Source organism: Providencia sp. PROV003, from assembly GCF_045040775.1.
Classification (GTDB): Bacteria; Pseudomonadota; Gammaproteobacteria; order Enterobacterales; family Enterobacteriaceae; genus Providencia; species Providencia huashanensis.
In genome coordinates, this window is sequence record NZ_CP096369.1 from 2,953,001 (window position 1) to 2,972,597 (window position 19,597).

A 19,597-nucleotide genomic window follows, 5' to 3' on the forward strand; every position below is an offset into this window, starting at 1 on the left:
AAGTAAACCCAGAACAACTTGAGCAACTACTAGCGGCGATGACCCCAGAGATTTATGAGCGTCTAGTGACAGCGGTTGAATTAGGTAAATGGCCTGATGGCGTTGCATTGACTCGCGAGCAAAAAGAGCACAGCTTGCAAATGGTATTATTGTGGCAATCACGGAATAACCATAACCCAGAGCATATGACTGTTGGGACTGATGGTGAAATTACGATGAAAAGCAAACAAGAACTGAAAGCCTTATTCCAAGGTGAAATGTTAGCAACATTGAAGCCACAAAATAATGATGAATAGGGTAGGTAAGAATTAGTCATCGAAAGAATAATAAAAATACCATTGCGCGAGTGACAGGGTCACAACAAGTTTTCTCAGCATTATCATTGTGATAAGTATTTGAGAAAACTTGTATATACACAAATATTGTCTTAATTTAGGTCGGCAAGGGTGATTAACTTCGCACCTTCCTTTTCCATACTTTGCAGTGCTTTTAAGCTATCATCAGCAGCTAAATTAACGCCTCGGCACCCATCGGTGAGGACATCAACCGTATAGCCTAATTTTAATGCATCTAATACTGTGAACTTCACACAATAGTCAGTGGCAATCCCCATGACTATTAGATGGGAAATATTCTGAGCCTGTAGCCACCCATGTAACTGGGTTTGGCTGACTCTATCGTTATCAAAAAAAGCACTGTAACTATCGACTTGCGGGTTTTCACCTTTGGTAAACACCTGTTCAATGGCTTGCTGGTTCAATCGTGGGTGAAAATTAGCGCCAAGCTCACCTTGCACACAATGTACTGGCCACCAAACTTGGTCAAGGCCATTGAGTTTGCCTATCTCACCGACTTTTGTTCCTGAATTAACAGCAAAGCTCAAGTGTGTGGCGGGGTGCCAATCTTGGCTGGCAATAATGGTGATGCGTTGTTGTGTACAGTGTGCAATGGCTTTATTAGCGACCTCAATGACATGTTCGCTTTCATTAACGGCTAATGCCCCGCCAGTACAAAAATCATTTTGTAAATCGACTAACAATAAAGCTGTTTTCATTGTGCCCCCAGTATTTAGTCATCAGCGTAACTCAGTTCACCGCGTAAGTTATTTTGCATTAATTCACGAATTAATGCAGGTGTGTAATTTTGGCTGAGTAAGTAATGCAATTTACTTAATGCTGCCTCAAATGTCATATCATAACCACTGATCACCCCGGCGTCTGCTAGTGCGTGACCTGTCGCATACCCTTCCATATTGACTCGGCCAGAAATACATTGTGTCAGGTTGACCACAATAATCCCTCTATTAGTTGCTTCGCGTAGTATTCGCAAGAGTTCGGGCTGTTGAGGGGCATTACCCACGCCATAAGAACGTAAAATAAGTGCTTTGACGGGTTGTTGAAGAATATTACGCACAATCTCAATGGATAAGCCAGGATAGAGAGTAACAACACCAATAGGTTGAGGGGTAATCCGGTGAGCTTTAAATTCGCCTATGCCAATGGGAGCTGGACATGTATTAAATGAGCGAATATTTATCCCTGCCTCCATTAAAGGGGAACAGTTTGGGGAACTAAAGGCATCAAAACCATCCGCATGTGCTTTGACGGTACGGTTACCACGATACAACTTATTATTAAAAAATAACCCAACTTCATTTATTGGATAATTTGCGGCGAGATATAGGGCGTTTAATAAGTTAGTTTGCCCATCTGAACGCAGTGCCTCTAAGGGTATTTGTGACCCTGTCACTATCACCGGTTTTTTCAAGTTTTCAAACATAAATGATAATGCAGAAGCCGTAAATGCCATGGTATCCGTACCATGCAAAATCACAAAGCCATCATATAGGGGGTAATTCTCGGAAATATCATCGGCGATAAGTTGCCAGTCCTCTGGTGTAATATCCGAGGAGTCTATCAGAGGTTGATGTTCGCGAATGGTAAATTCAGGCATCTCAAGGCGGTGAAACTCGGGCATTTGTGCCAATTGCGCTTGTAGGTGACCAGAAACAGGAATATAGCCTTGTGGCGAATGGCGCATGCCAATGGTTCCACCTGTGTAGACGACATAAATTGATTTTTTTTGCATCTTATTACCTAAATTATCACTGCGCAGTGAAGAAAAATGATTATTAGGATTTTGACGTATTTATTGGTGTATTACTATCGTTAAGTTGCTAATTGCTAGGTTTAAATTAGGTAGTTAACTAGATTGTGAGATAAATCCCCTTCAAACGAGTTGAAGGGGAAAAGGGGCGATTAGTTGATTTCAGCACAGTTAAGGCAAAATGCATAGCGATTTTGCGGGTCATTCATTTTTAGGAAAAATTGTGCTTGCTGGCGAATATCCGTCGCGACTGCGGGAGGTAGGAATACTTGTAGTACATCCGGCATTGCGGCTTGAACATTGGTGGTTAATTCAAGTAGCAGTTGATCCATAAAAGTCAGCTCAGGTTTCATCCAATCTAGCTTAACATCAGTGAGTTTAGCTAGTTCTGCGGCTTTATCAACGGCATTATCAAAATCACCGAGTTGGTCAACTAGGCCATTTTTGAGCGCATCCTGACCTATCCATACACGGCCTTGAGCAATCTTGTCTATTTCAGCAGGGGTTTTGTGACGTGATTTAGCGACCAAACCGATAAATGTATCATAACCATTTTCAATAGTAATTTGCATCATATCGGCAAATTGTGGGCTAATCCCTTTGGTTAGTGAAATATCTGCAAGGGGAGATGTGGATACCCCATCGGTATAGACGCCAATAGAATCTAATGATTTTTCAAACGTATTGATAACACCGAAAATACCAATTGAACCCGTTAAAGTACTAGGGCTCGCAATAATATAATCAGCAGGCGTCGATACCCAATAGCCCCCAGATGCGGCCATGCCCCCCATTGAGACTACAACAGGTTTCCCTGCCGCATGAGCAGAAGCGAGTTCGCTACGGATCAGGTCAGATGCACTAACACTACCACCAGGACTATTAACGCGTAATACAATGGCTTTAATATTATCATCTAGACGAGCATCACGAATTTGAGCTGCAATGGTGTCTCCACCTGCAATACCCGCAGTTTGAGGGCCGTCCATAATCGCACCTTGAACAACGATTACAGCAATATTCCCCCCTTGGCTTGCAGTTGTATCGGCTATTTTCGCTGAGTAATCGTAAATACTGATATTATTAAACTGCTTATCTTCTTTATTCCAACCGAAATGCTTAGAGAGCAAATCTTCAACTTGTTCATTTGTATATAGTTTATCCACTAACCGTTGTTTTAACGCATACTGAGCGTTATCGCCCTTAACAGCACGTAATTGCGATAATATCGCATCTGCACCCGGGAAAATTTGAGCACTGGTCATTTTGCGATTTGTGGCAAGTTCAGATAAATAGTTGTTCCATAAGGCATCTAACCACTGTTGATTGGCTAAGCGTGCCTCTGGTGACATATCGTCACGCATGAGTGGCTCAACAGCAGATTTGTAAGTCCCCACACGGAATATATGACTACTAACCTTAAGCCTTTCTAACAGCGACTTATAGTACATGCTGTTAGTCGCAAAGCCATAAAGCCCTACAGTGCCTTGTGGTGTTAAATAAATATCATCAGCAAAACTTGCAAGATAGTATTGTGACTGGTTATAACTGTTGCCAACAGCATAGACAGATTTCCCAGCAGCTTTGAACTCGTTAATGGCTTTACCGATGTAAGCCAAAGAAGGCTGGTCAGCCCCCGTTAAGTTATCTAAACGTAATACCATCCCTGTAATGCGGTCATCGCTAGCTGCGGTACGAATGGTATCGACAATATCAAACAAGGAGTTTTCTTGCATACGGCTATTTGAGGTGCCTAATAACTCACGACTCATACGGCCGAATGGATCAGGAGCGGAGACTTGGTCAACAATCACACCCTGTAAATCGACATACAATGCCCCGAAATAGTTTTTCTCGGGTTGAGAATCTGATTGATAAAGGGCAATTGAGCCAATCACAACAAAAAACAACACTAGGAAAATAGCATTGAAAACAAATTCTCGGATAAAATTTAACGCTCGCCAGCTAATTTTAAAAATGGTAGCGATGATGTCCCATAATTGACGCATTTTCTCTCCTATCCTGCCTATTTTGCTCCCCAAGGTGACATTAATTCACTGACTGCCAGTTTGGAGGACAAACTATTTGGATACTATTAAAAATTGTATTTAGTATAAATAAGGTGTAAGCCCTTTGTTAGATGAACGAAAAGCTATGGTCTTAAAGCCAATCCGCAACCCGATCATCATTTCTCACTTTCAGTCGGTTAGTATTAATCAATACAATTACTTGGCACTGAAAGCGGTTTTTATGCATAACAAAATTGTGTTACACAAGGTACAATATCTCAATTATATTTTTCACCAGTGACAAATGATACAATTCAATGAATTTATAACGTAATTTACTCAATAATTAATGGTTATATAGTGTAGGCGATTTTCTCTTAGGCTTAAACTAAATATAGTATTGGTATAATTATCTAATTGAATGATTATCATATCAGTTTACTCTTAATCGGAGACAACCATGGATGCTTTAACCCTTTTGTTGAACCGCCGTTCAGCTTCTAGACTCAAAACGCCAGCCCCACAAGGTGAACAGCTTGATAATATACTTGCAGCAGGGATGAGAGCACCTGATCACGGCGCATTGAAACCATGGCATTTTGTGATCATGAAAGATGATGGCATTAAACGCTTCAGTGAACTGCTTGAGAAAGCGGCAATTGAAGGGCAGTTAGGCGAGGATGTTGAAGAAAAAGCTCGCAATGCACCTTTTAGAGCGCCATTAATTATTACTGTGATTGCAAAGCTAAAACAACATCCTAAAATTCCTGAGTGGGAACAATTGGTTGCAGCAAGTTGCACAGTACAAGCTATGCAAATGGCTGCAGTTGCACAGGGTTTTGGTGGAATTTGGCGTTCTGGTTCATGGACTGAAGATGCGGTCGTTCGTGCAGGTTTAGGTTGTGGCGAAAACGACCGAATTGTTGGTTTTCTTTATTTGGGGACACCTGAACTTAAAGCACCTGCAAAAGTACAAGCCCCTGATATGACAGGATTTGTAACTTATTTTTAAAGAGAACAATAATGACTGAGAAAATTAGACTAACACAATATAGCCATGGTGCAGGTTGCGGCTGCAAAATCGCACCAAAGGTTTTAGAACAAATTTTACATACAGAACAAGCTAAATTTCACGACCCCCATTTGTTAGTTGGTAATGAAACTAAAGATGACGCTGCTGTTTATGATTTAGGCAATGGCATTGGCATCATTAGTACCACTGACTTTTTTATGCCAATTGTTGATTCCCCGTTTGAATTTGGCCGTATTGCGGCGACTAATGCGATAAGTGATATTTTCGCTATGGGTGGTAAACCGATTATGGCGATTGCAATCTTAGGTTGGCCAATCGCTAAATTACCACCGGAAGTTGCACGTGAAGTTATCGAGGGGGGACGTGCCGCTTGTGCGGATGCTGGGATATCCCTGGCTGGAGGGCATTCAATTGATGCACCTGAACCTATCTTTGGTCTAGCAGTTACTGGCGTCGTTAATACCGAGTACGTGAAGAAAAATAGCGCAGCAATAGCAGGCTGTGAGCTATTTTTAACGAAACCTTTGGGGATTGGCGTATTAACTACTGCGGAGAAAAAAGGGGTTCTTGCTGAGGAGCACCAACATTTGGCAGCTGAAACTATGTGCCAGATGAATAAGCTGGGTGCTGAGATTGCTCCTCTTGATGGAGTAACCGCGATGACTGATGTGACGGGTTTTGGCTTGTTGGGGCATTTAAGTGAAATCTGTGAAGGTTCTGGTGTCCGCGCTGAGATTGCTTTTAGCAAAGTACCTAAATTAACGGATGTTGAGAAATATATCGAGGCAGGTTGTGTTCCTGGTGGGACATCACGGAATTTTGATAGTTATGGGCATCTTATTGGCCCAATGAGTGATATGCAACGTAACTTACTGTGTGATCCTCAAACATCTGGCGGTTTACTTATTGCCGTCAAACCTTCAGAAGTCTCTAAAATTAAAGAGATTGCACAGCAACAAGGTGTTTTGTTACAGTCTATCGGGAAATTATTACCCCATCAGGACAATGTTCCTTTAGTTGAAGTGATAGATTAATTCATGCGTTTGTTTATTGCGGAAAAACCGAGCCTTGCAAGGGCTATTGCTGATGTACTGCCGAAACCACATAAGCGTGGTGATGGTTTTATTCAATGTGGTGATGGTCAAACTGTTACTTGGTGCATAGGGCACCTTTTGGAGCAGGCAGAACCCGATGCCTATGAACCTAGGTATGCGCGTTGGAATTTGCAAGATTTGCCGATTATCCCCGATAAGTGGCAATTAAAGCCGCGCTCCGCGGTAACCAAACAATTAAAAACGATTGAAGCACTGCTTAAACAAGCAACTGTCGTTGTCCATGCAGGAGACCCCGATAGAGAAGGACAGTTGCTGGTTGATGAGGTACTCGACTTTTTAAAGCTTGATTCAGAAAAACGCAAAAGCGTAAAACGTTGCTTGATTAATGACCTTAATCCACAGGCTGTTGAGCGGGCCATTGACCGCTTAAGAGAAAATCGTGAGTTTATCCCTCTGTGTGTGTCAGCATTGGCACGAGCACGAGCTGATTGGCTCTACGGCATCAATATGACTCGAGCGTATACCTTATTGGGGCAACGGGGGGGCTATCAAGGTGTTCTCTCTGTTGGTCGGGTGCAAACACCAGTTTTAGGGCTGGTGGTCAGGCGCGATGAAGAAATAGAAAACTTTGTTCCGAAAGATTACTTTGAAGTTAAAGCACACATTGTGACTCCGCAAGATGAGCGTTTTGTTGCTGTATGGCAACCTAGTGAGTCGTGTGTCGATTTTCAGGATGAAGAAGGGCGCTTATTTCATCGGCCTTTAGCGGAGCATGTCGTTTCGCGTATTGAAGGTAAGCCGGCGATAGTCACACAGTACCAAGATAAACGTGAAACTGAGATTGCTCCTTTACCTTTCTCTTTGTCAGCTCTGCAAATTGAAGCAGCCAAAAAATATGCACTCAGTGCACAGGAAGTCTTGGATATTTGCCAACGTTTATATGAAACGCATAAATTAATTACCTACCCGCGTTCAGATAGTCGTTATCTACCTGATGAACATTTCGCTGGTCGCCATAGTGTATTAAATGCAATAGCAGTGCATCAGCCGTTACTCACTGAATTTGAACTCCCAGAGTTAGATAAAAAAAACCGTTGTTGGGATGATAAAAAAGTCGATGCTCACCATGCGATTATTCCTACAGCAAAAGCCACTGCGGTAAAACTTACAGAGGATGAAAGTAATATTTATCAACTGATTGCGCGGCAGTATATTATTCAATTTATGGCTGATGCGGTTTATCGTAAATGTACAATTGATTTAGAAATTGAAAAGGGTAAGTTTATCGCTAAAGCACGTTTTTTAGCTGAAGCAGGCTGGCGAGTTGTCTTAGGAAATAAAGAGCGGGACGCTGAAAATGATGGTATGCCTTTACCCATCGTGAGTAAAAATGACGAACTTCTGTGTGAAAAAGGGGAGGTTGTCGAAAGGCAAACACAACCACCAAGGCCTTTTACTGATGCTACTTTATTGTCTGCTATGACAGGAATTGCTCGTTTTGTACAAGATAAAGCATTAAAAAAAGTATTGCGAGAAACTGATGGCCTTGGTACTGAAGCGACGCGTGCTGGAATTATCGACCTATTATTTAAACGGCAATTTTTATATAAAAAAGGGCGTTATATTCATTCATCGCCTGCTGGGAGAGCATTAATTCATGTGTTGCCAGATATGGCGACTTTACCGGATATGACCGCACATTGGGAGTCTGTTCTGACTCAAATCAGTGAAAAACAATCACGTTATGATGATTTCATGCAGCCACTAAGCCAAACGCTGGTGCAATTAATTCATCATGCTCGCCAATTTACGAATTTGCGTACATTTAGAGAGTTACCTCCACCGCCTTCAAAAAGCGGGAAGAAAGCAACGAAAACAAGCAAGAAAACTAAAAAGAAAGTCGAGTAACTAATACAATAAAAGGTGCTATATAGCACCTTTTACTTGCCGTGTACGGTGTTAAATAATTATTTGGTTAAGTTAAACTCAGACCATACAGGGGCGTGATCTGACGGTTTTTCCATTCCACGAATGTCATAATCAATCCCTGTTGCAATACAACGCTCAGCTAACTTGTTAGAGGCGAGTAATAAGTCTATCCGCAAGCCACGGTTATCATCGAAACCTTTTGAGCGGTAATCAAACCAGGAGTAGCAGTCATTGACATCTGGGTTCTTCGCGCGGTAAGTATCGACTAACCCCCAGCCCAGTAGGTTATCTAGCCATTCACGTTCTTCTGGTAAAAATGAACACTTACCTGTTTTTAACCAGCGCTTGCGATTAACATCTCCAATACCAATATCTAAATCGGTTGGACTGATGTTCATATCCCCCATAATTAATAATTGGGAGTCAGCTGTTTGTGTCGACGTTACATAGTGCTGTAAGTCTTGATAGAATTTTTCTTTGGCTGGGAATTTCGTTGGGTGGTCACGGCTCTCCCCTTGAGGGAAATAACCGTTAATTACCGTTAATGGCCCCCGCTCTGTGTGAATATCAGCCATAATAATACGGCGTTGGGCATCTTCATCATCAGTTGGAAAACCTTTTCGTACATCGATAGGTTCATTTTTAGTGAGTAGCGCAACACCGTAATGTGCTTTTTGACCGTGATAAAAAACATGATAGCCCAGTTGGCTCACTTCCTCATAAGGGAACATATCATCATGGACCTTGGTTTCTTGTAAACCAATGACTTCTGGTTGATGTTTTTCTATAATAGCGGCAAGTTGGTGAGGGCGAGCTCGCAGGCCATTAATGTTGAATGATATGAATTTCATGGTTTTTTTATCACCTATGCTTTAATGATTATTGCCTCAGATTCTAACAGATGATGACCACACTGTATAACCCTACATAGCGTACTTTAATTCAAAAATAAATTATGTAGACTACTGTAATAATAGCAGTAGGTAATACATTTGACTGATACTGTATATTATATAAATTAATATCAACGATTTTAATTATCTATTATTGTTAATTGGGTGAATTATGACTAATTTATTTTTTATTGAAAATTAAGGTATGTTAAATAATATCTTAATTAAGTATATTTAATTTCATTTAAAGTCAGTTGGTTATTTGTATTTTAATGTGATTTAATAGTCTAGCCATAAAAAATAATTAAGCTAAACAGTATAATATATTGCTTTGCTATGTTGGAAATTATAAAAATACCTTTATGAAATATTGTTACTCATTCAATAAAAAAATTAAGATTGTCTTTTTATTTGGTGAGTTGAATTATGGGCTAATCAACATTTTTTTACTTATATAATTACTCTTGTTGATTAACATTTTAATAATAGAATGGGGTCATAGATATGTTCTTTTCAAGAAAATTAGAGGCGTTTATGGCGGTTGTGGAAAATGGCTCGTTAAGCAAGGCTGCTAGGGTGATGAACCGTACGACACCTCCCATAGCGAAGTCAATCAAGGATTTCGAAACCAGTTTAGGTAAACGGCTTTTTAAGAGAGAAAAATTTGGAATGACATTAACTAAGGATGGCCAGGAACTTTATAATGATCTTAGGGATCTTTATTTGCAGGAGAAGGAAATTACTAAAAAACATTTTTCAGGCTACATTGTTAATGAGGCTAATATTTATTATGACTGGGGAAAAGAAGGGCACTTAATCAATTTATATCAAGCAGCTCACCTCAATAATGTACAAGTTAATATATTGAGGTTTAATTATGATGAAGTGGATGAGATTGTTGATTATGATGGTAATACACTTATTCTTAGTTCTGAGGAAGTTGTTAGTGAGCGTTTCTCATTACAAAAAAAAATAGAGAACTCACCATTGGGTATATATTGTCGTAAAGAACTATATGAAAAATACCATTATAACCTTATTGAGCTATTACAAAAAAACACTTGGTTATGTGACCCTGCATTTTATAAAAGTTCGCTAATGAGTGGGTTATTAAAAAAAATTGAGACCACCGATAACAAGATTAGCGTAAGACAAATGGACAATATCGGTTGTTGTCAAAGTTTTATTCAAGATGGTGACTTTATTGGCATTACTGACCATTATCCTGAAGAAGAGTTAATTGATAAGTCATTGATATACGTATCAATAAATAAGTTTCTAGGGCAAAGTGAATGTTATGTCTATAAGTCAAAATCACATTCTAGTGTGTTAAATCGCTTTATGGGCGTTGTTGATAAACTGGGAGGTGAGTATAACTGAATGGTGGTGGGAGAAGGATTCGAACCTTCGAAGTCTGTGACGGCAGATTTACAGTCTGCTCCCTTTGGCCGCTTGGGTATCCCACCTAATTTTGTATTGCTGTAATCGTTCACAGCGGGCGGCATCATATCAAATGACGCGCCGCTGTAAAGCATTAATTTACAATAAAATACTCGTTTGCTGTTTTTTTGTTCTTAACGCTTGTAATATCAACAATTTATTGTTGTTTAAGCCAGTTTTTGACTTATAAAATAATCGTTCGGTTACCATATACAAATACACGCTGAGCTAATACCCAATATAATGCATGGCTAAGTACATTTTTTTCAACATCTCGGCCAGCACGCATCATGTCATCAGCAGTGAATGTATGGTCTATATTAATCACGTTTTGTGTAATGATTGGTCCCTCATCAAGGTTATCATTTACAAAATGCGCTGTTGCCCCAATAATTTTTACCCCGCGCTCATAGGCTTGGTGGTAAGGTCTAGCACCAATAAACGCAGGTAAGAATGAGTGGTGAATATTGATAATTTGGTTTGGATAATGCTGAACAAATTCTGGTGTTAAAACACGCATATATTTGGCCAGAACCACATAATCAGGCTGATACTGGTCAATTTGAGCTGTCATTTTTTCATCATGTTGTTCACGGGTTAAACCTTCGTGACTAATATGGTGGAATGGAATGCCAAATTGCTCGACCAAGTTCTTCAAGGTGTCATGGTTACCTATAACAGCGGCAATCTCAACATCTAAGCCATCATAAGCACTCTTCATGAGTAAATCACCAAGGCAATGAGCTTCTTTGGTGACCATGATAACAATGCGACGACGCCCAGCTGCGTTTAATTCGCGTTTAGAACCCACAGGCAATGCATCGTCAAGGTCTGCTAATAGAGTTTCATCGTTAAAAATCCCTTCCAGTTCGGTCCTCATAAAGAAACGGCCTGTGCGGTGATCGACAAACTCATTATTCTGTACAATGTTGAGCTGGTGTTTATAGCAAATATTGGTGATTTTCGCGATAAGTCCTTTCGCGTCAGGGCAAATTGTCCTGAGAATTTTCTTTTGTACATTTTTGTGTTGCATGAAACTGTCTAATCCTTAACTAGCAAAGCTTATATAATAAAGCTAATGACAAACTGAGTGTTAAATTTGCGTTGATACAAGTAAATAAACGAGCGATAGCTAACTTAGATTACAGCACTTTTTATATTTTTTGCTAGAACCACAAGGGCATAAGTCATTACGACCCACTTTTGGTGTTATGCCATCTATATAATACCAACGCGAATTTATCCGAATAAAACGGGAACGTTCATGAATAAGTTGTTTATGATCAGCTTTTTCATCAATAAAGCAAGCCGAAAATTCGACATAGCCTTCATCAGGATTTTTAGCATAAGAAGAACTAATAACACAAAGTCCTAGCCATTGTGTCTGTATAAAACTATTGATTAGCTCTTTACGGTATTCTTCGGCATGGCAATCGGGGTGCCATGTCTCAATAAGGTAATCAACATTGTAATGTACATAGGCGCTGTAACGTGAGCGCATGAGTTGCTCAGGTGTCTGGGGAATTGACAAGCCTCGCAAAAAAGGTGAGCAACAATGTTCAAATTGTGCTTCATTACCGCAGCAACATCTATCTTTTGCTTGTGATGGCATAACACTCTCGATAAAAATAAGTATAAGATTGAAAAATCACTATACTTAAATTGTGGGTGAAAAATAATTTTATAGTATGAATAATAGTATTGTTAATTAAACCAGGTCATTGCAGTAGGTATCTTATGAAAAATAGAAAAATACTGATAGTAGAAGACGAAATCACCTTCTGTACAATCTTAAAAAACTACCTTGAGACATTAGGGATAGAGATCTATACCGCAAAAAATGGTCAATTAGCAATAGAAATGATCACAATAAGCCATATAGAACCTGATATCATTCTTTGTGATTTAAATATGCCAGTTATGGATGGCGAAGCATTTATGCGGGAGTTAGTTGCTAGAAATATTAACATTCCGGTGATAGTCATTACAGCAACCACTGATTTTACGCAATTAGACAGAATGTTCCGTTTAGGGGCGACAGATGCGTTATTAAAACCGATAAAAAATTTAGATGAAGTTAAAGTTACCATCCTTTCAGCGTTGTATCCTGAGCAAGACGACTTATCAGAACAAATAGGCGATAATATTTCTGCATTGATGGAAAACAATCCGCAAGACATGCTTACCGTCTTGAAGCAATTGCAGCCGCCAGTACACCAAATAATTAATGGTTATAGAATTAATTATCGCCAACTTAATGAAGCTAATCGGTTTGGTCTGTTGTTAGACTTAGCCGCTATTTCAGATAGCCAAATTGGTTTTTACTGTATAGATACGGAGCGGTCTCATCAAGAAGGCGTCATGGCTGCTTTTTTAATCCGGGTTGTATTTAATGATTTATTGAAAAGCGCCGTTAGCTATCCAGATAAAAAACTACCAAATATTGATAGGATTATTAATCAGATAAATCATTTATTGGAAGATTCCGGTTTTAATGGGCAATTTCCTTTACTGTTGGGGTATTTTAACACGCAAAATAATTCGATCATTATGGCTAGTGCTGGGTTAGAAGCCGATATAACGACAGAAAACTCTCATTTTAAATTGGCAAGAAACCTGCCTCTTGGGACACTCAAGTTTTATCAATCGAATCATTTGGAGATAAAAGGGGCTGTCTGGCAGTGTTTAATACGCAATAATAGCCAAAAAATAAAACTAATGTTTAATCCTGAAAATTAATTCATTCTTAAAAAGTGTTGATAACGCGTTTTAAATAGCCGCATTCGGACTCGTCACTATTTATTTGGGATAATTTCCTGATATACTTCCGCGCACTTGAAATGCATCGCTAACATATTTGAACTATGGGGCTAAGATGCGTAGATATTATCTGGAGTTATGACAAATGACACAACGCAAGGTGCGTAAAGCTGTAATACCTGTTGCGGGCTTAGGGACGCGGATGCTACCGGCAACAAAAGCTATTCCAAAAGAGATGCTACCGATTGTTGATAAGCCGCTCATTCAATATGTAGTCAATGAGTGTATTGCTGCTGGGATCAATGAGATAGTTTTGGTTACCCATTCATCAAAAAACTCAATTGAGAACCACTTTGATACTAGCTTCGAGTTAGAGGCCATATTGGAAGCGCGTGTTAAGCGCCAGTTATTGGATGAGGTGCAATCTATTTGCCCAAGTCATGTTACTATCATGCAAACACGTCAAGGGATTGCGAAAGGGTTAGGGCATGCTATTTTATGTGCAAAACCATTAGTGGGTGAAGAGCCATTTGCTGTCATTTTACCTGATGTGATTTTAGACCGTTATAGCACGGATTTAACAAAATTTAATCTACGTGAAATGCTAGAACAGTACGAATCTACGGGGGCGAGCCAAATTCTGGTTGAACCTGTGCCCGAGCAAGAAGTTTCCAATTACGGTATTGTTGATTGTAATGGCGCAGTTCTGCAACCGGGGGACAGCAAAAAAATTATTCGCATGGTAGAAAAACCAAGTCGTGAAGAAGCCCCCTCCAATTTGTCTATTGTTGGTCGTTACGTTTTATCTGAAAAAATATGGGACGCATTAGCAAAAACAGTCCCAGGTGCTGGTGATGAAATACAGCTAACTGATGCAATCGCATTAATGATGGAAAATAATGAACCTGTAGAGGCTTACCACTTATGTGGTAAAAGTCATGACTGTGGAAATAAACTAGGTTACATGAAAGCATTTGTTGAATATGGAATGCAACATGACACTTTAGGAGATGACTTTACCCAGTGGTTGACAGAATTGTCGGCTTCATTGAACGCGCCGAAATAGAAAACTTATTTCAGTAAATTAATTCAAGGCTAACTAGACAAGTTAGCCTTTTTTATAGATAGAGATGAACTATTAACTATAAAGACTAAGTATTAAGGAGTAGAAGCGACTTTTCTACTCGTTGTTAATTTTACCTCCATGCAGTGCGATAAAAATAGCACTCAGTCACATTAAACAATTGCTTTTGAATTTAATAATGTCTAATTAAAATTACAAATCTTTACCTTGGCGTTTTTATTTAATTGTAAATATTTGATGATTAGTGCAATACCTATTAGAGGCTATAAATTAAGCAAGAATTGCAGGGGGAGCTAGTGGTTATAATGGTTAAGAGACTTTGTAGCTAGAGACTAATATAAAATAATATATAAAGGTACAAACAAAAACACCCTTTTAAAAAGGGTGTTTGGAATAAAAGATTAGGCGATTAGATCAAGAAATCATCTAATGATTTGCCTTGTTCTTCAATGGCAACTTTGATTACAGCTGGAGTACGGCCTTGGCCTGTCCACGTTTTAGTTTCACCATTTTCATCAACATATTTATATTTAGCTGGACGAGCTGCACGTTTAGCACGAGTACTTGTGCCTTTACCTGAATCCATTGTTTGCAGAAGGTCATTTAAATCTACGCCTTGCTCAAGAATCATTTCACGAACTTTTTCCAGTTTACGGTTACGTTCTTCTAATTCTGCACGAGCTTGGTTTTCTTCATCACGACGTTCTTCAACAACGACGGTTAATTTTTCCAGCATTTCTTCTAACGATTCTAAAGTTACTTCGCGAGCTTGAGCACGAAGAGTACGGATGTTATTTAACGCTTTTAATGATTCGCTCATTTTCCTGGTCTCAAATTATTTGTTGGCATGTGTACAGTAATAATAGAATGCTATTTTAAATTCTGCAATAGCTAAATTACTTCTCTAGTTTAAAAGTTATCTTTTACGAATGCAATTTTTTTACAAAAGAAAAATAAAACTTTCGTAGATATATATACCGCTATTATCAATAACTGAACTAATGAAAAAAATAGCAATAAGAAAAAAACTTTGTGATTTAATATTTCGCAGTGCTTGTCGAAAGCCGCATTCTACTTTTACTCAGAATGAATTGAAGGGGGATACTAACTTAAATTTTCTTTTTTTGATGATGAATTTTAGCTTAACATGCTTTAGCTGATACAGTTTATAGTTAATATCAAATTGGTTTTTATTGTATATAAGGTAAGCTTTATTAGCGATAAGAAGCAAAATAATTGTAAAAAGGGTTAAATTTTCAATAAGTAAAGTGAGATAGTGTCATATTGTTAATCTAATGATATGTTTTATGGTAAAATTATTGCGTATATTAATTGTGAGGAAACAGCCAGATGGCTCAGCTTTATTTTTATTATTCAGCAATGAATGCAGGCAAATCAACGTCGTTATTGCAATCATCGTATAACTATAATGAAAGAGGGATGCGTACCGTTATTTTCACAGCAGAGATAGATAATCGCTTTGCTCAGGGGAAAGTATCCTCGCGTATTGGTTTATCTGCTGAAGCGTTGGTTTATTCAACAACGACGGATATGGCAGAGGTTATTAAGCGCGAAAATCAGTTACAGAAAGTGCATTGTGTCCTTATTGATGAATGTCAGTTTTTAACAAAAAAACAAGTTGAAGAATTATGTGACATCGTTGATAACGAGGATATCCCTGTTTTGTGCTATGGACTTCGCACTGATTTTGCTGGGCAACTATTTGCAGGCAGTCAATATTTACTCGCATGGGCAGATAAATTGGTTGAGCTAAAAACCGTATGCTACTGTGGGCGTAAGGCTAATAAGGTATTACGTATAGGAAGTGATGGTATTGCTGTATATGAGGGTGCTCAGGTCGATATAGGCGGTAATGAAAAGTATATATCTGTTTGTCGTAAACACTATTCAGAAGCAATAAAACAAGCGCAAATGATGAATGAAGGGATAATTCCTAAAAAAACAATTCATTTTAGGTAGTTTTATATAGTTACGTGTATGGAAATAAAATAATTATTATAATCTCGTTATGCGAGTAGAAGGTGATATAAAACTAGCTATTAGGAAAAATCATATATATAAACGTTAATATTTAGTACGCCGCAACTCATTTTAAGTCCTCAAAAAAGGCACTGTTTCTATAACAGTGCCTTTGCTAATTTAATAATCTATAAATAAATTATTTTTTAGTGGTTTTCTTTTCAGCTGTTTTTTTCTGAGGAACTTTCTTTTCTATATGTTCGGTAACAGGTGCTGTTGAATGCTCAACAAAATCACGACCATAATAGGAATCCAATAATAATTGTTTAATTTCAGAGATTAATGGATACCTTGGGTTAGCACCAGTACATTGGTCATCAAATGCATCTTCAGACAGTTTATCTACGCGAGCTAAGAAGTCTGCTTCAGGTACCCCTGTCTCACGAATAGATTTTGGAATGCCTAAATCTGCTTTTATTTCATCAAGCCATGCTAATAATTTTTCAATTTTAGCGCCTGTACGATCCCCTGAATCAGTTAAACCGAGATGATCAGCAATTTCAGCATACTGTCGACGTGCGTGAGGACGGTCATATTGGCTAAAGGCTGTTTGCTTAGTTGGATTGTCATTCGCATTGAAACGGATGACATTACAAATCAATAGGGCATTGGCGAGGCCATGTGGAATATGGAACTCTGAACCTAGTTTATGTGCCATTGAGTGACATACCCCTAAGAACGCATTCGCAAATGCAATACCTGCAAGGGTAGCCCCATTATGTACACGCTCCCTAGCGACAGGGTTTTTAGCACCTTCGTGATAGCTGGCAGGTAAATAATCTTTTAATAAACTTAATGCTTTAAGCGCTTGGCCATCGGTAAATTCGTTAGCTAGCACTGAAACATAAGCTTCTAATGCATGGGTCACTGCATCTAGACCGCCAAAGGCAGTTAAAGATTTAGGCATATTCATGACTAAGTTTGCATCAACGATAGCCATGTTCGGGGTGAGTGCGTAATCCGCTAATGGATATTTTTGACCTGTTTTATCATCAGTCACAACCGCAAACGGCGTAACTTCAGAGCCAGTACCCGAAGTAGTTGTAATCGCAACTAGTTTCGCTTTAACGCCCATTTTAGGGAAGCGGTGAATACGTTTGCGAATATCCATAAAGCGTAGCGCGAGCTCTTCAAAGTGTGTTTCAGGATGTTCGTACATGACCCACATAATTTTCGCTGCATCCATCGGTGAACCACCACCTAATGCAATAATAACATCAGGGTTGAATGCTTGCATTTGGGCAGCGCCTTTACGTACAACTGTTAATGTTGGGTCTGCTTCAACTTCAAAGAATACGTCTGTTTCAATGTGGTGTTTTTTGAGTACATTGACTACTTCATCAACATAACCATTATTGAATAAATAACCATCAGTGACGATAAAGGCACGTTTCGCACCGTCAGTTGCAATCTCTTCAAGGGCGATAGGTAGGCAACCACGACGGAAGTAGATTGAATTTGGTAGTTTATGCCATAACATGTTTTCAGCTCTCTTCGCCACAGTTTTAGTGTTGATCAAGTGTTTTGGCCCGACGTTTTCGGAAATAGAGTTACCCCCCCAAGAGCCACAACCCAATGTGAGAGAAGGAGCTAGTTTGAAGTTGTATAAGTCACCAATACCACCTTGCGAGGCCGGCGTATTAATTAAAATACGTGCTGTTTTCATTTTTTGGCCGAAGTAGTTCACTCGTTCATGTTGATTGTCTTGGTCGGTGTATAAGCAAGAAGTATGGCCAATCCCTCCCATTTCGACTAATTGTTCAGCTTTGGAGACGGCATCTTCAAAGTTTTTACCACGATACATGGCTAAGAGCGGGGACAGTTTTTCATGGGCAAAGGGTTCTGAATCATCAATAACTTTAACTTCACCTATCAAGATTTTAGTCGTGATAGGGACAGTGATGCCCGCCATTTCGGCAATTTTAACAGCAGGTTGGCCCACAATGGCAGCATTTAAATTACCATTTTTCAAAATGATTTCTTGAACCGCTTTAAGTTCTTTACCTTGCAGTAAATAGCCGCCATGGCTGGAAAAACGCTCACGAACTTGGTTGTAGATCTCATCCACAACAACAACGGATTGTTCTGAGGCGCAAATAACGCCGTTATCGAAGGTTTTTGACATGAGAATCGATGCAACAGCACGTTTGATATCTGCTGTTTCATCAATCACAACAGGGGTATTACCCGCACCGACACCAATCGCTGGCTTACCAGAGCTATAGGCTGCTTTAACCATACCTGGTCCACCTGTCGCTAAAATCAGGTTAATATCAGCGTGGTGCATCAATGCATTGGATAATTCAACGGAAGGGGAATCAATCCAGCCAATAATATCTTTTGGTGCACCTGCAGCAATAGCGGCATTAAGTACTATTTCAGCTGCACGATTGGTTGCATTTTTCGCACGTGGATGTGGAGAGAAGATAATGGCATTACGTGTTTTTAGACTAATTAATGATTTAAAAATTGCAGTTGAGGTTGGGTTAGTGGTTGGCACAATGCCACAAATAATACCGATAGGCTCTGCAATCGTTATTGTTCCAAATGTTGGGTCTTCAGATAAAGTCCCACAGGTCTTTTCGTCTTTATAGGCATTATAGATATACTCAGAAGCAAAATGATTTTTTATCACTTTATCTTCAATAATACCCATTCCAGATTCTTCAACAGCGAGTTTTGCTAGGGGGATACGTGCATCAGCGGCAGCGAGAGCAGCAGCACGAAATATTTCGTCAACTTTTTCTTGTGAGAAAGTCGCGAATTCGCGTTGAGCTTTTTTGACACGAGCAACGAGTTCATTGAGTTCGGTAACGTTAGTTACAGACATATAGATTACTCCTGATAAATGTTAAACTTTTTAAGCCAATGAGCAATGTATCGACAAACTGGGCGAAAAAGACTGCCTAAAAGTGAAAGTATAGATAATTCTAATAATAACGCTGCTCATCATCGCCTATTGGCTTAAAAATCTTATTAATCCTGTCTATCAGTTAAGAATAGATTAACAAAATAGGAATTAAATAAAGTGATCTAAATCACGAAAATGCCAAGCTGACACCTTTCAGCAGGCTTATATTCATATACGTTATGTAAGTGTTATTGTTCTATGACTTAATTTAATATGACTAATACATTTGTGGGGAAAAATTCATTCATTACTCACTAAAATAACAAGGAAATTTAGTTTGTTATAGAAAAAATTATTTCGCGCAAGGAAATTAGCACCAGAGGTGATAAAATTAGAA

Annotated in this window: 16 protein-coding genes and 1 tRNA gene; 8 read left to right on the forward strand and 9 right to left on the reverse strand. The window is 39.1% G+C overall.

Annotated features, from left to right (window positions below; genetic code table 11):
• Positions 1-38: 38 nt before the first annotated feature.
• Positions 39-296 (forward strand): YeaC family protein, encoded by a 258-nt coding sequence (locus tag M1F14_RS13485; RefSeq protein WP_048607291.1) that lies wholly within the window; start codon positions 39-41, stop codon positions 294-296.
• A gap of 131 nt (positions 297-427) precedes the next feature.
• Here M1F14_RS13485 and pncA read toward each other — a convergent pair whose 3' ends face one another.
• The 3 genes from pncA to sppA all read right to left on the reverse strand — a co-directional run bounded on the left by pncA (position 428) and on the right by sppA (position 4,115).
• Positions 428-1,054, reverse strand: a complete 627-nt coding sequence (gene pncA / locus M1F14_RS13490) for a bifunctional nicotinamidase/pyrazinamidase (protein WP_042843624.1) — start codon at positions 1,052-1,054, stop codon at positions 428-430.
• Between the two features lie 14 nt (positions 1,055-1,068).
• Positions 1,069-2,088, reverse strand: a complete 1,020-nt coding sequence (gene ansA, locus M1F14_RS13495) for an asparaginase (protein WP_042843625.1) — start codon at positions 2,086-2,088, stop codon at positions 1,069-1,071.
• 170 nt (positions 2,089-2,258) lie between these two features.
• Positions 2,259-4,115 (reverse strand): signal peptide peptidase SppA, encoded by a 1,857-nt coding sequence (sppA, locus tag M1F14_RS13500; RefSeq protein ID WP_042843626.1) that lies wholly within the window; start codon positions 4,113-4,115, stop codon positions 2,259-2,261.
• Between the two features lie 460 nt (positions 4,116-4,575).
• Here sppA and M1F14_RS13505 point away from each other — a divergent pair, with 460 nt between their 5' ends.
• From M1F14_RS13505 to M1F14_RS13515, 3 genes are read left to right on the forward strand one after another with little or no spacing between them, the layout of a single operon-like run.
• Positions 4,576-5,127, forward strand: coding sequence for an NAD(P)H nitroreductase (locus M1F14_RS13505; protein WP_042843627.1), 552 nt, complete (start codon positions 4,576-4,578; stop codon positions 5,125-5,127).
• A gap of 11 nt (positions 5,128-5,138) precedes the next feature.
• Entirely contained in the window at positions 5,139-6,182 is a 1,044-nt protein-coding gene (gene selD / locus M1F14_RS13510; protein ID WP_042843629.1) for a selenide, water dikinase SelD, read from the forward strand.
• A 3-nt stretch (positions 6,183-6,185) separates the two neighbouring features.
• Complete coding sequence (locus M1F14_RS13515) at positions 6,186-8,111, forward strand: DNA topoisomerase III (protein WP_181468504.1); 1,926 nt, start codon at positions 6,186-6,188, stop codon at positions 8,109-8,111.
• A 59-nt stretch (positions 8,112-8,170) separates the two neighbouring features.
• On the opposite strand, the gene xthA is transcribed toward M1F14_RS13515, so the two are convergent.
• Positions 8,171-8,983: an exodeoxyribonuclease III gene (gene xthA, locus M1F14_RS13520; RefSeq protein WP_042843631.1), complete on the reverse strand. Its 813-nt coding sequence runs from the start codon at positions 8,981-8,983 to the stop codon at positions 8,171-8,173.
• A 546-nt stretch (positions 8,984-9,529) separates the two neighbouring features.
• Between xthA and M1F14_RS13525 the strand changes: the two genes are divergently transcribed.
• Complete coding sequence (locus M1F14_RS13525) at positions 9,530-10,405, forward strand: LysR family transcriptional regulator (protein ID WP_048607280.1); 876 nt, start codon at positions 9,530-9,532, stop codon at positions 10,403-10,405.
• 1 nt (position 10,406) lies between these two features.
• Here M1F14_RS13525 and M1F14_RS13530 read toward each other — a convergent pair.
• The 3 genes from M1F14_RS13530 to M1F14_RS13540 all read right to left on the reverse strand — a co-directional run bounded on the left by M1F14_RS13530 (position 10,407) and on the right by M1F14_RS13540 (position 12,077).
• Positions 10,407-10,491 (reverse strand) — tRNA-Tyr (locus M1F14_RS13530).
• A 158-nt stretch (positions 10,492-10,649) separates the two neighbouring features.
• Positions 10,650-11,498 (reverse strand): formyltetrahydrofolate deformylase, encoded by an 849-nt coding sequence (gene purU, locus M1F14_RS13535; protein ID WP_042843633.1) that lies wholly within the window; start codon positions 11,496-11,498, stop codon positions 10,650-10,652.
• A gap of 99 nt (positions 11,499-11,597) precedes the next feature.
• Complete coding sequence (locus M1F14_RS13540; protein WP_181468503.1) at positions 11,598-12,077, reverse strand: YchJ family protein; 480 nt, start codon at positions 12,075-12,077, stop codon at positions 11,598-11,600.
• Positions 12,078-12,202: 125 nt separating this feature from the next.
• Here M1F14_RS13540 and rssB point away from each other — a divergent pair, with 125 nt between their 5' ends.
• Both rssB and galU read left to right on the forward strand, forming a co-directional pair.
• Positions 12,203-13,204, forward strand: a complete 1,002-nt coding sequence (gene rssB / locus M1F14_RS13545) for a two-component system response regulator RssB (RefSeq protein WP_042843635.1) — start codon at positions 12,203-12,205, stop codon at positions 13,202-13,204.
• Between the two features lie 166 nt (positions 13,205-13,370).
• Positions 13,371-14,291, forward strand: a complete 921-nt coding sequence (galU, locus tag M1F14_RS13550) for a UTP--glucose-1-phosphate uridylyltransferase GalU (RefSeq protein ID WP_042843637.1) — start codon at positions 13,371-13,373, stop codon at positions 14,289-14,291.
• Between the two features lie 427 nt (positions 14,292-14,718).
• On the opposite strand, the gene hns is transcribed toward galU, so the two are convergent.
• Positions 14,719-15,129: a histone-like nucleoid-structuring protein H-NS gene (gene hns, locus M1F14_RS13555; RefSeq protein ID WP_042843638.1), complete on the reverse strand. Its 411-nt coding sequence runs from the start codon at positions 15,127-15,129 to the stop codon at positions 14,719-14,721.
• Between the two features lie 530 nt (positions 15,130-15,659).
• On the opposite strand from hns, the gene M1F14_RS13560 reads away from it, so the two are divergent.
• Positions 15,660-16,289 carry a thymidine kinase gene (locus tag M1F14_RS13560; RefSeq protein ID WP_181468502.1) on the forward strand — a complete coding sequence of 210 codons (630 nt, stop codon included), beginning with the start codon at positions 15,660-15,662 and terminating at the stop codon, positions 16,287-16,289.
• 199 nt (positions 16,290-16,488) lie between these two features.
• Here the strand turns inward: M1F14_RS13560 and adhE are convergent, their stop codons facing one another.
• Entirely contained in the window at positions 16,489-19,179 is a 2,691-nt protein-coding gene (gene adhE, locus M1F14_RS13565; RefSeq protein WP_042843639.1) for a bifunctional acetaldehyde-CoA/alcohol dehydrogenase, read from the reverse strand.
• Between the last annotated feature and the right edge of the window lie 418 nt (positions 19,180-19,597).

Excerpts from the sequence above, each read along its gene's own strand:
- M1F14_RS13485 (WP_048607291.1), top strand. The coding sequence starts at position 39 with ATGACCCCAGAGATTTATGAGCGTCTAGTGACAGCGGTTGAATTAGGT.
- pncA (WP_042843624.1), bottom strand. The coding sequence starts at position 1,054 with ATGAAAACAGCTTTATTGTTAGTCGATTTACAAAATGATTTTTGTACT.
- ansA (WP_042843625.1), bottom strand. The coding sequence starts at position 2,088 with ATGCAAAAAAAATCAATTTATGTCGTCTACACAGGTGGAACCATTGGC.
- sppA (WP_042843626.1), bottom strand. The coding sequence starts at position 4,115 with ATGCGTCAATTATGGGACATCATCGCTACCATTTTTAAAATTAGCTGG.
- M1F14_RS13505 (WP_042843627.1), top strand. The coding sequence starts at position 4,576 with ATGGATGCTTTAACCCTTTTGTTGAACCGCCGTTCAGCTTCTAGACTC.
- selD (WP_042843629.1), top strand. The coding sequence starts at position 5,139 with ATGACTGAGAAAATTAGACTAACACAATATAGCCATGGTGCAGGTTGC.
- M1F14_RS13515 (WP_181468504.1), top strand. The coding sequence starts at position 6,186 with ATGCGTTTGTTTATTGCGGAAAAACCGAGCCTTGCAAGGGCTATTGCT.
- xthA (WP_042843631.1), bottom strand. The coding sequence starts at position 8,983 with ATGAAATTCATATCATTCAACATTAATGGCCTGCGAGCTCGCCCTCAC.
- M1F14_RS13525 (WP_048607280.1), top strand. The coding sequence starts at position 9,530 with ATGTTCTTTTCAAGAAAATTAGAGGCGTTTATGGCGGTTGTGGAAAAT.
- purU (WP_042843633.1), bottom strand. The coding sequence starts at position 11,498 with ATGCAACACAAAAATGTACAAAAGAAAATTCTCAGGACAATTTGCCCT.
- M1F14_RS13540 (WP_181468503.1), bottom strand. The coding sequence starts at position 12,077 with ATGCCATCACAAGCAAAAGATAGATGTTGCTGCGGTAATGAAGCACAA.
- rssB (WP_042843635.1), top strand. The coding sequence starts at position 12,203 with ATGAAAAATAGAAAAATACTGATAGTAGAAGACGAAATCACCTTCTGT.
- galU (WP_042843637.1), top strand. The coding sequence starts at position 13,371 with ATGACACAACGCAAGGTGCGTAAAGCTGTAATACCTGTTGCGGGCTTA.
- hns (WP_042843638.1), bottom strand. The coding sequence starts at position 15,129 with ATGAGCGAATCATTAAAAGCGTTAAATAACATCCGTACTCTTCGTGCT.
- M1F14_RS13560 (WP_181468502.1), top strand. The coding sequence starts at position 15,660 with ATGGCTCAGCTTTATTTTTATTATTCAGCAATGAATGCAGGCAAATCA.
- adhE (WP_042843639.1), bottom strand. The coding sequence starts at position 19,179 with ATGTCTGTAACTAACGTTACCGAACTCAATGAACTCGTTGCTCGTGTC.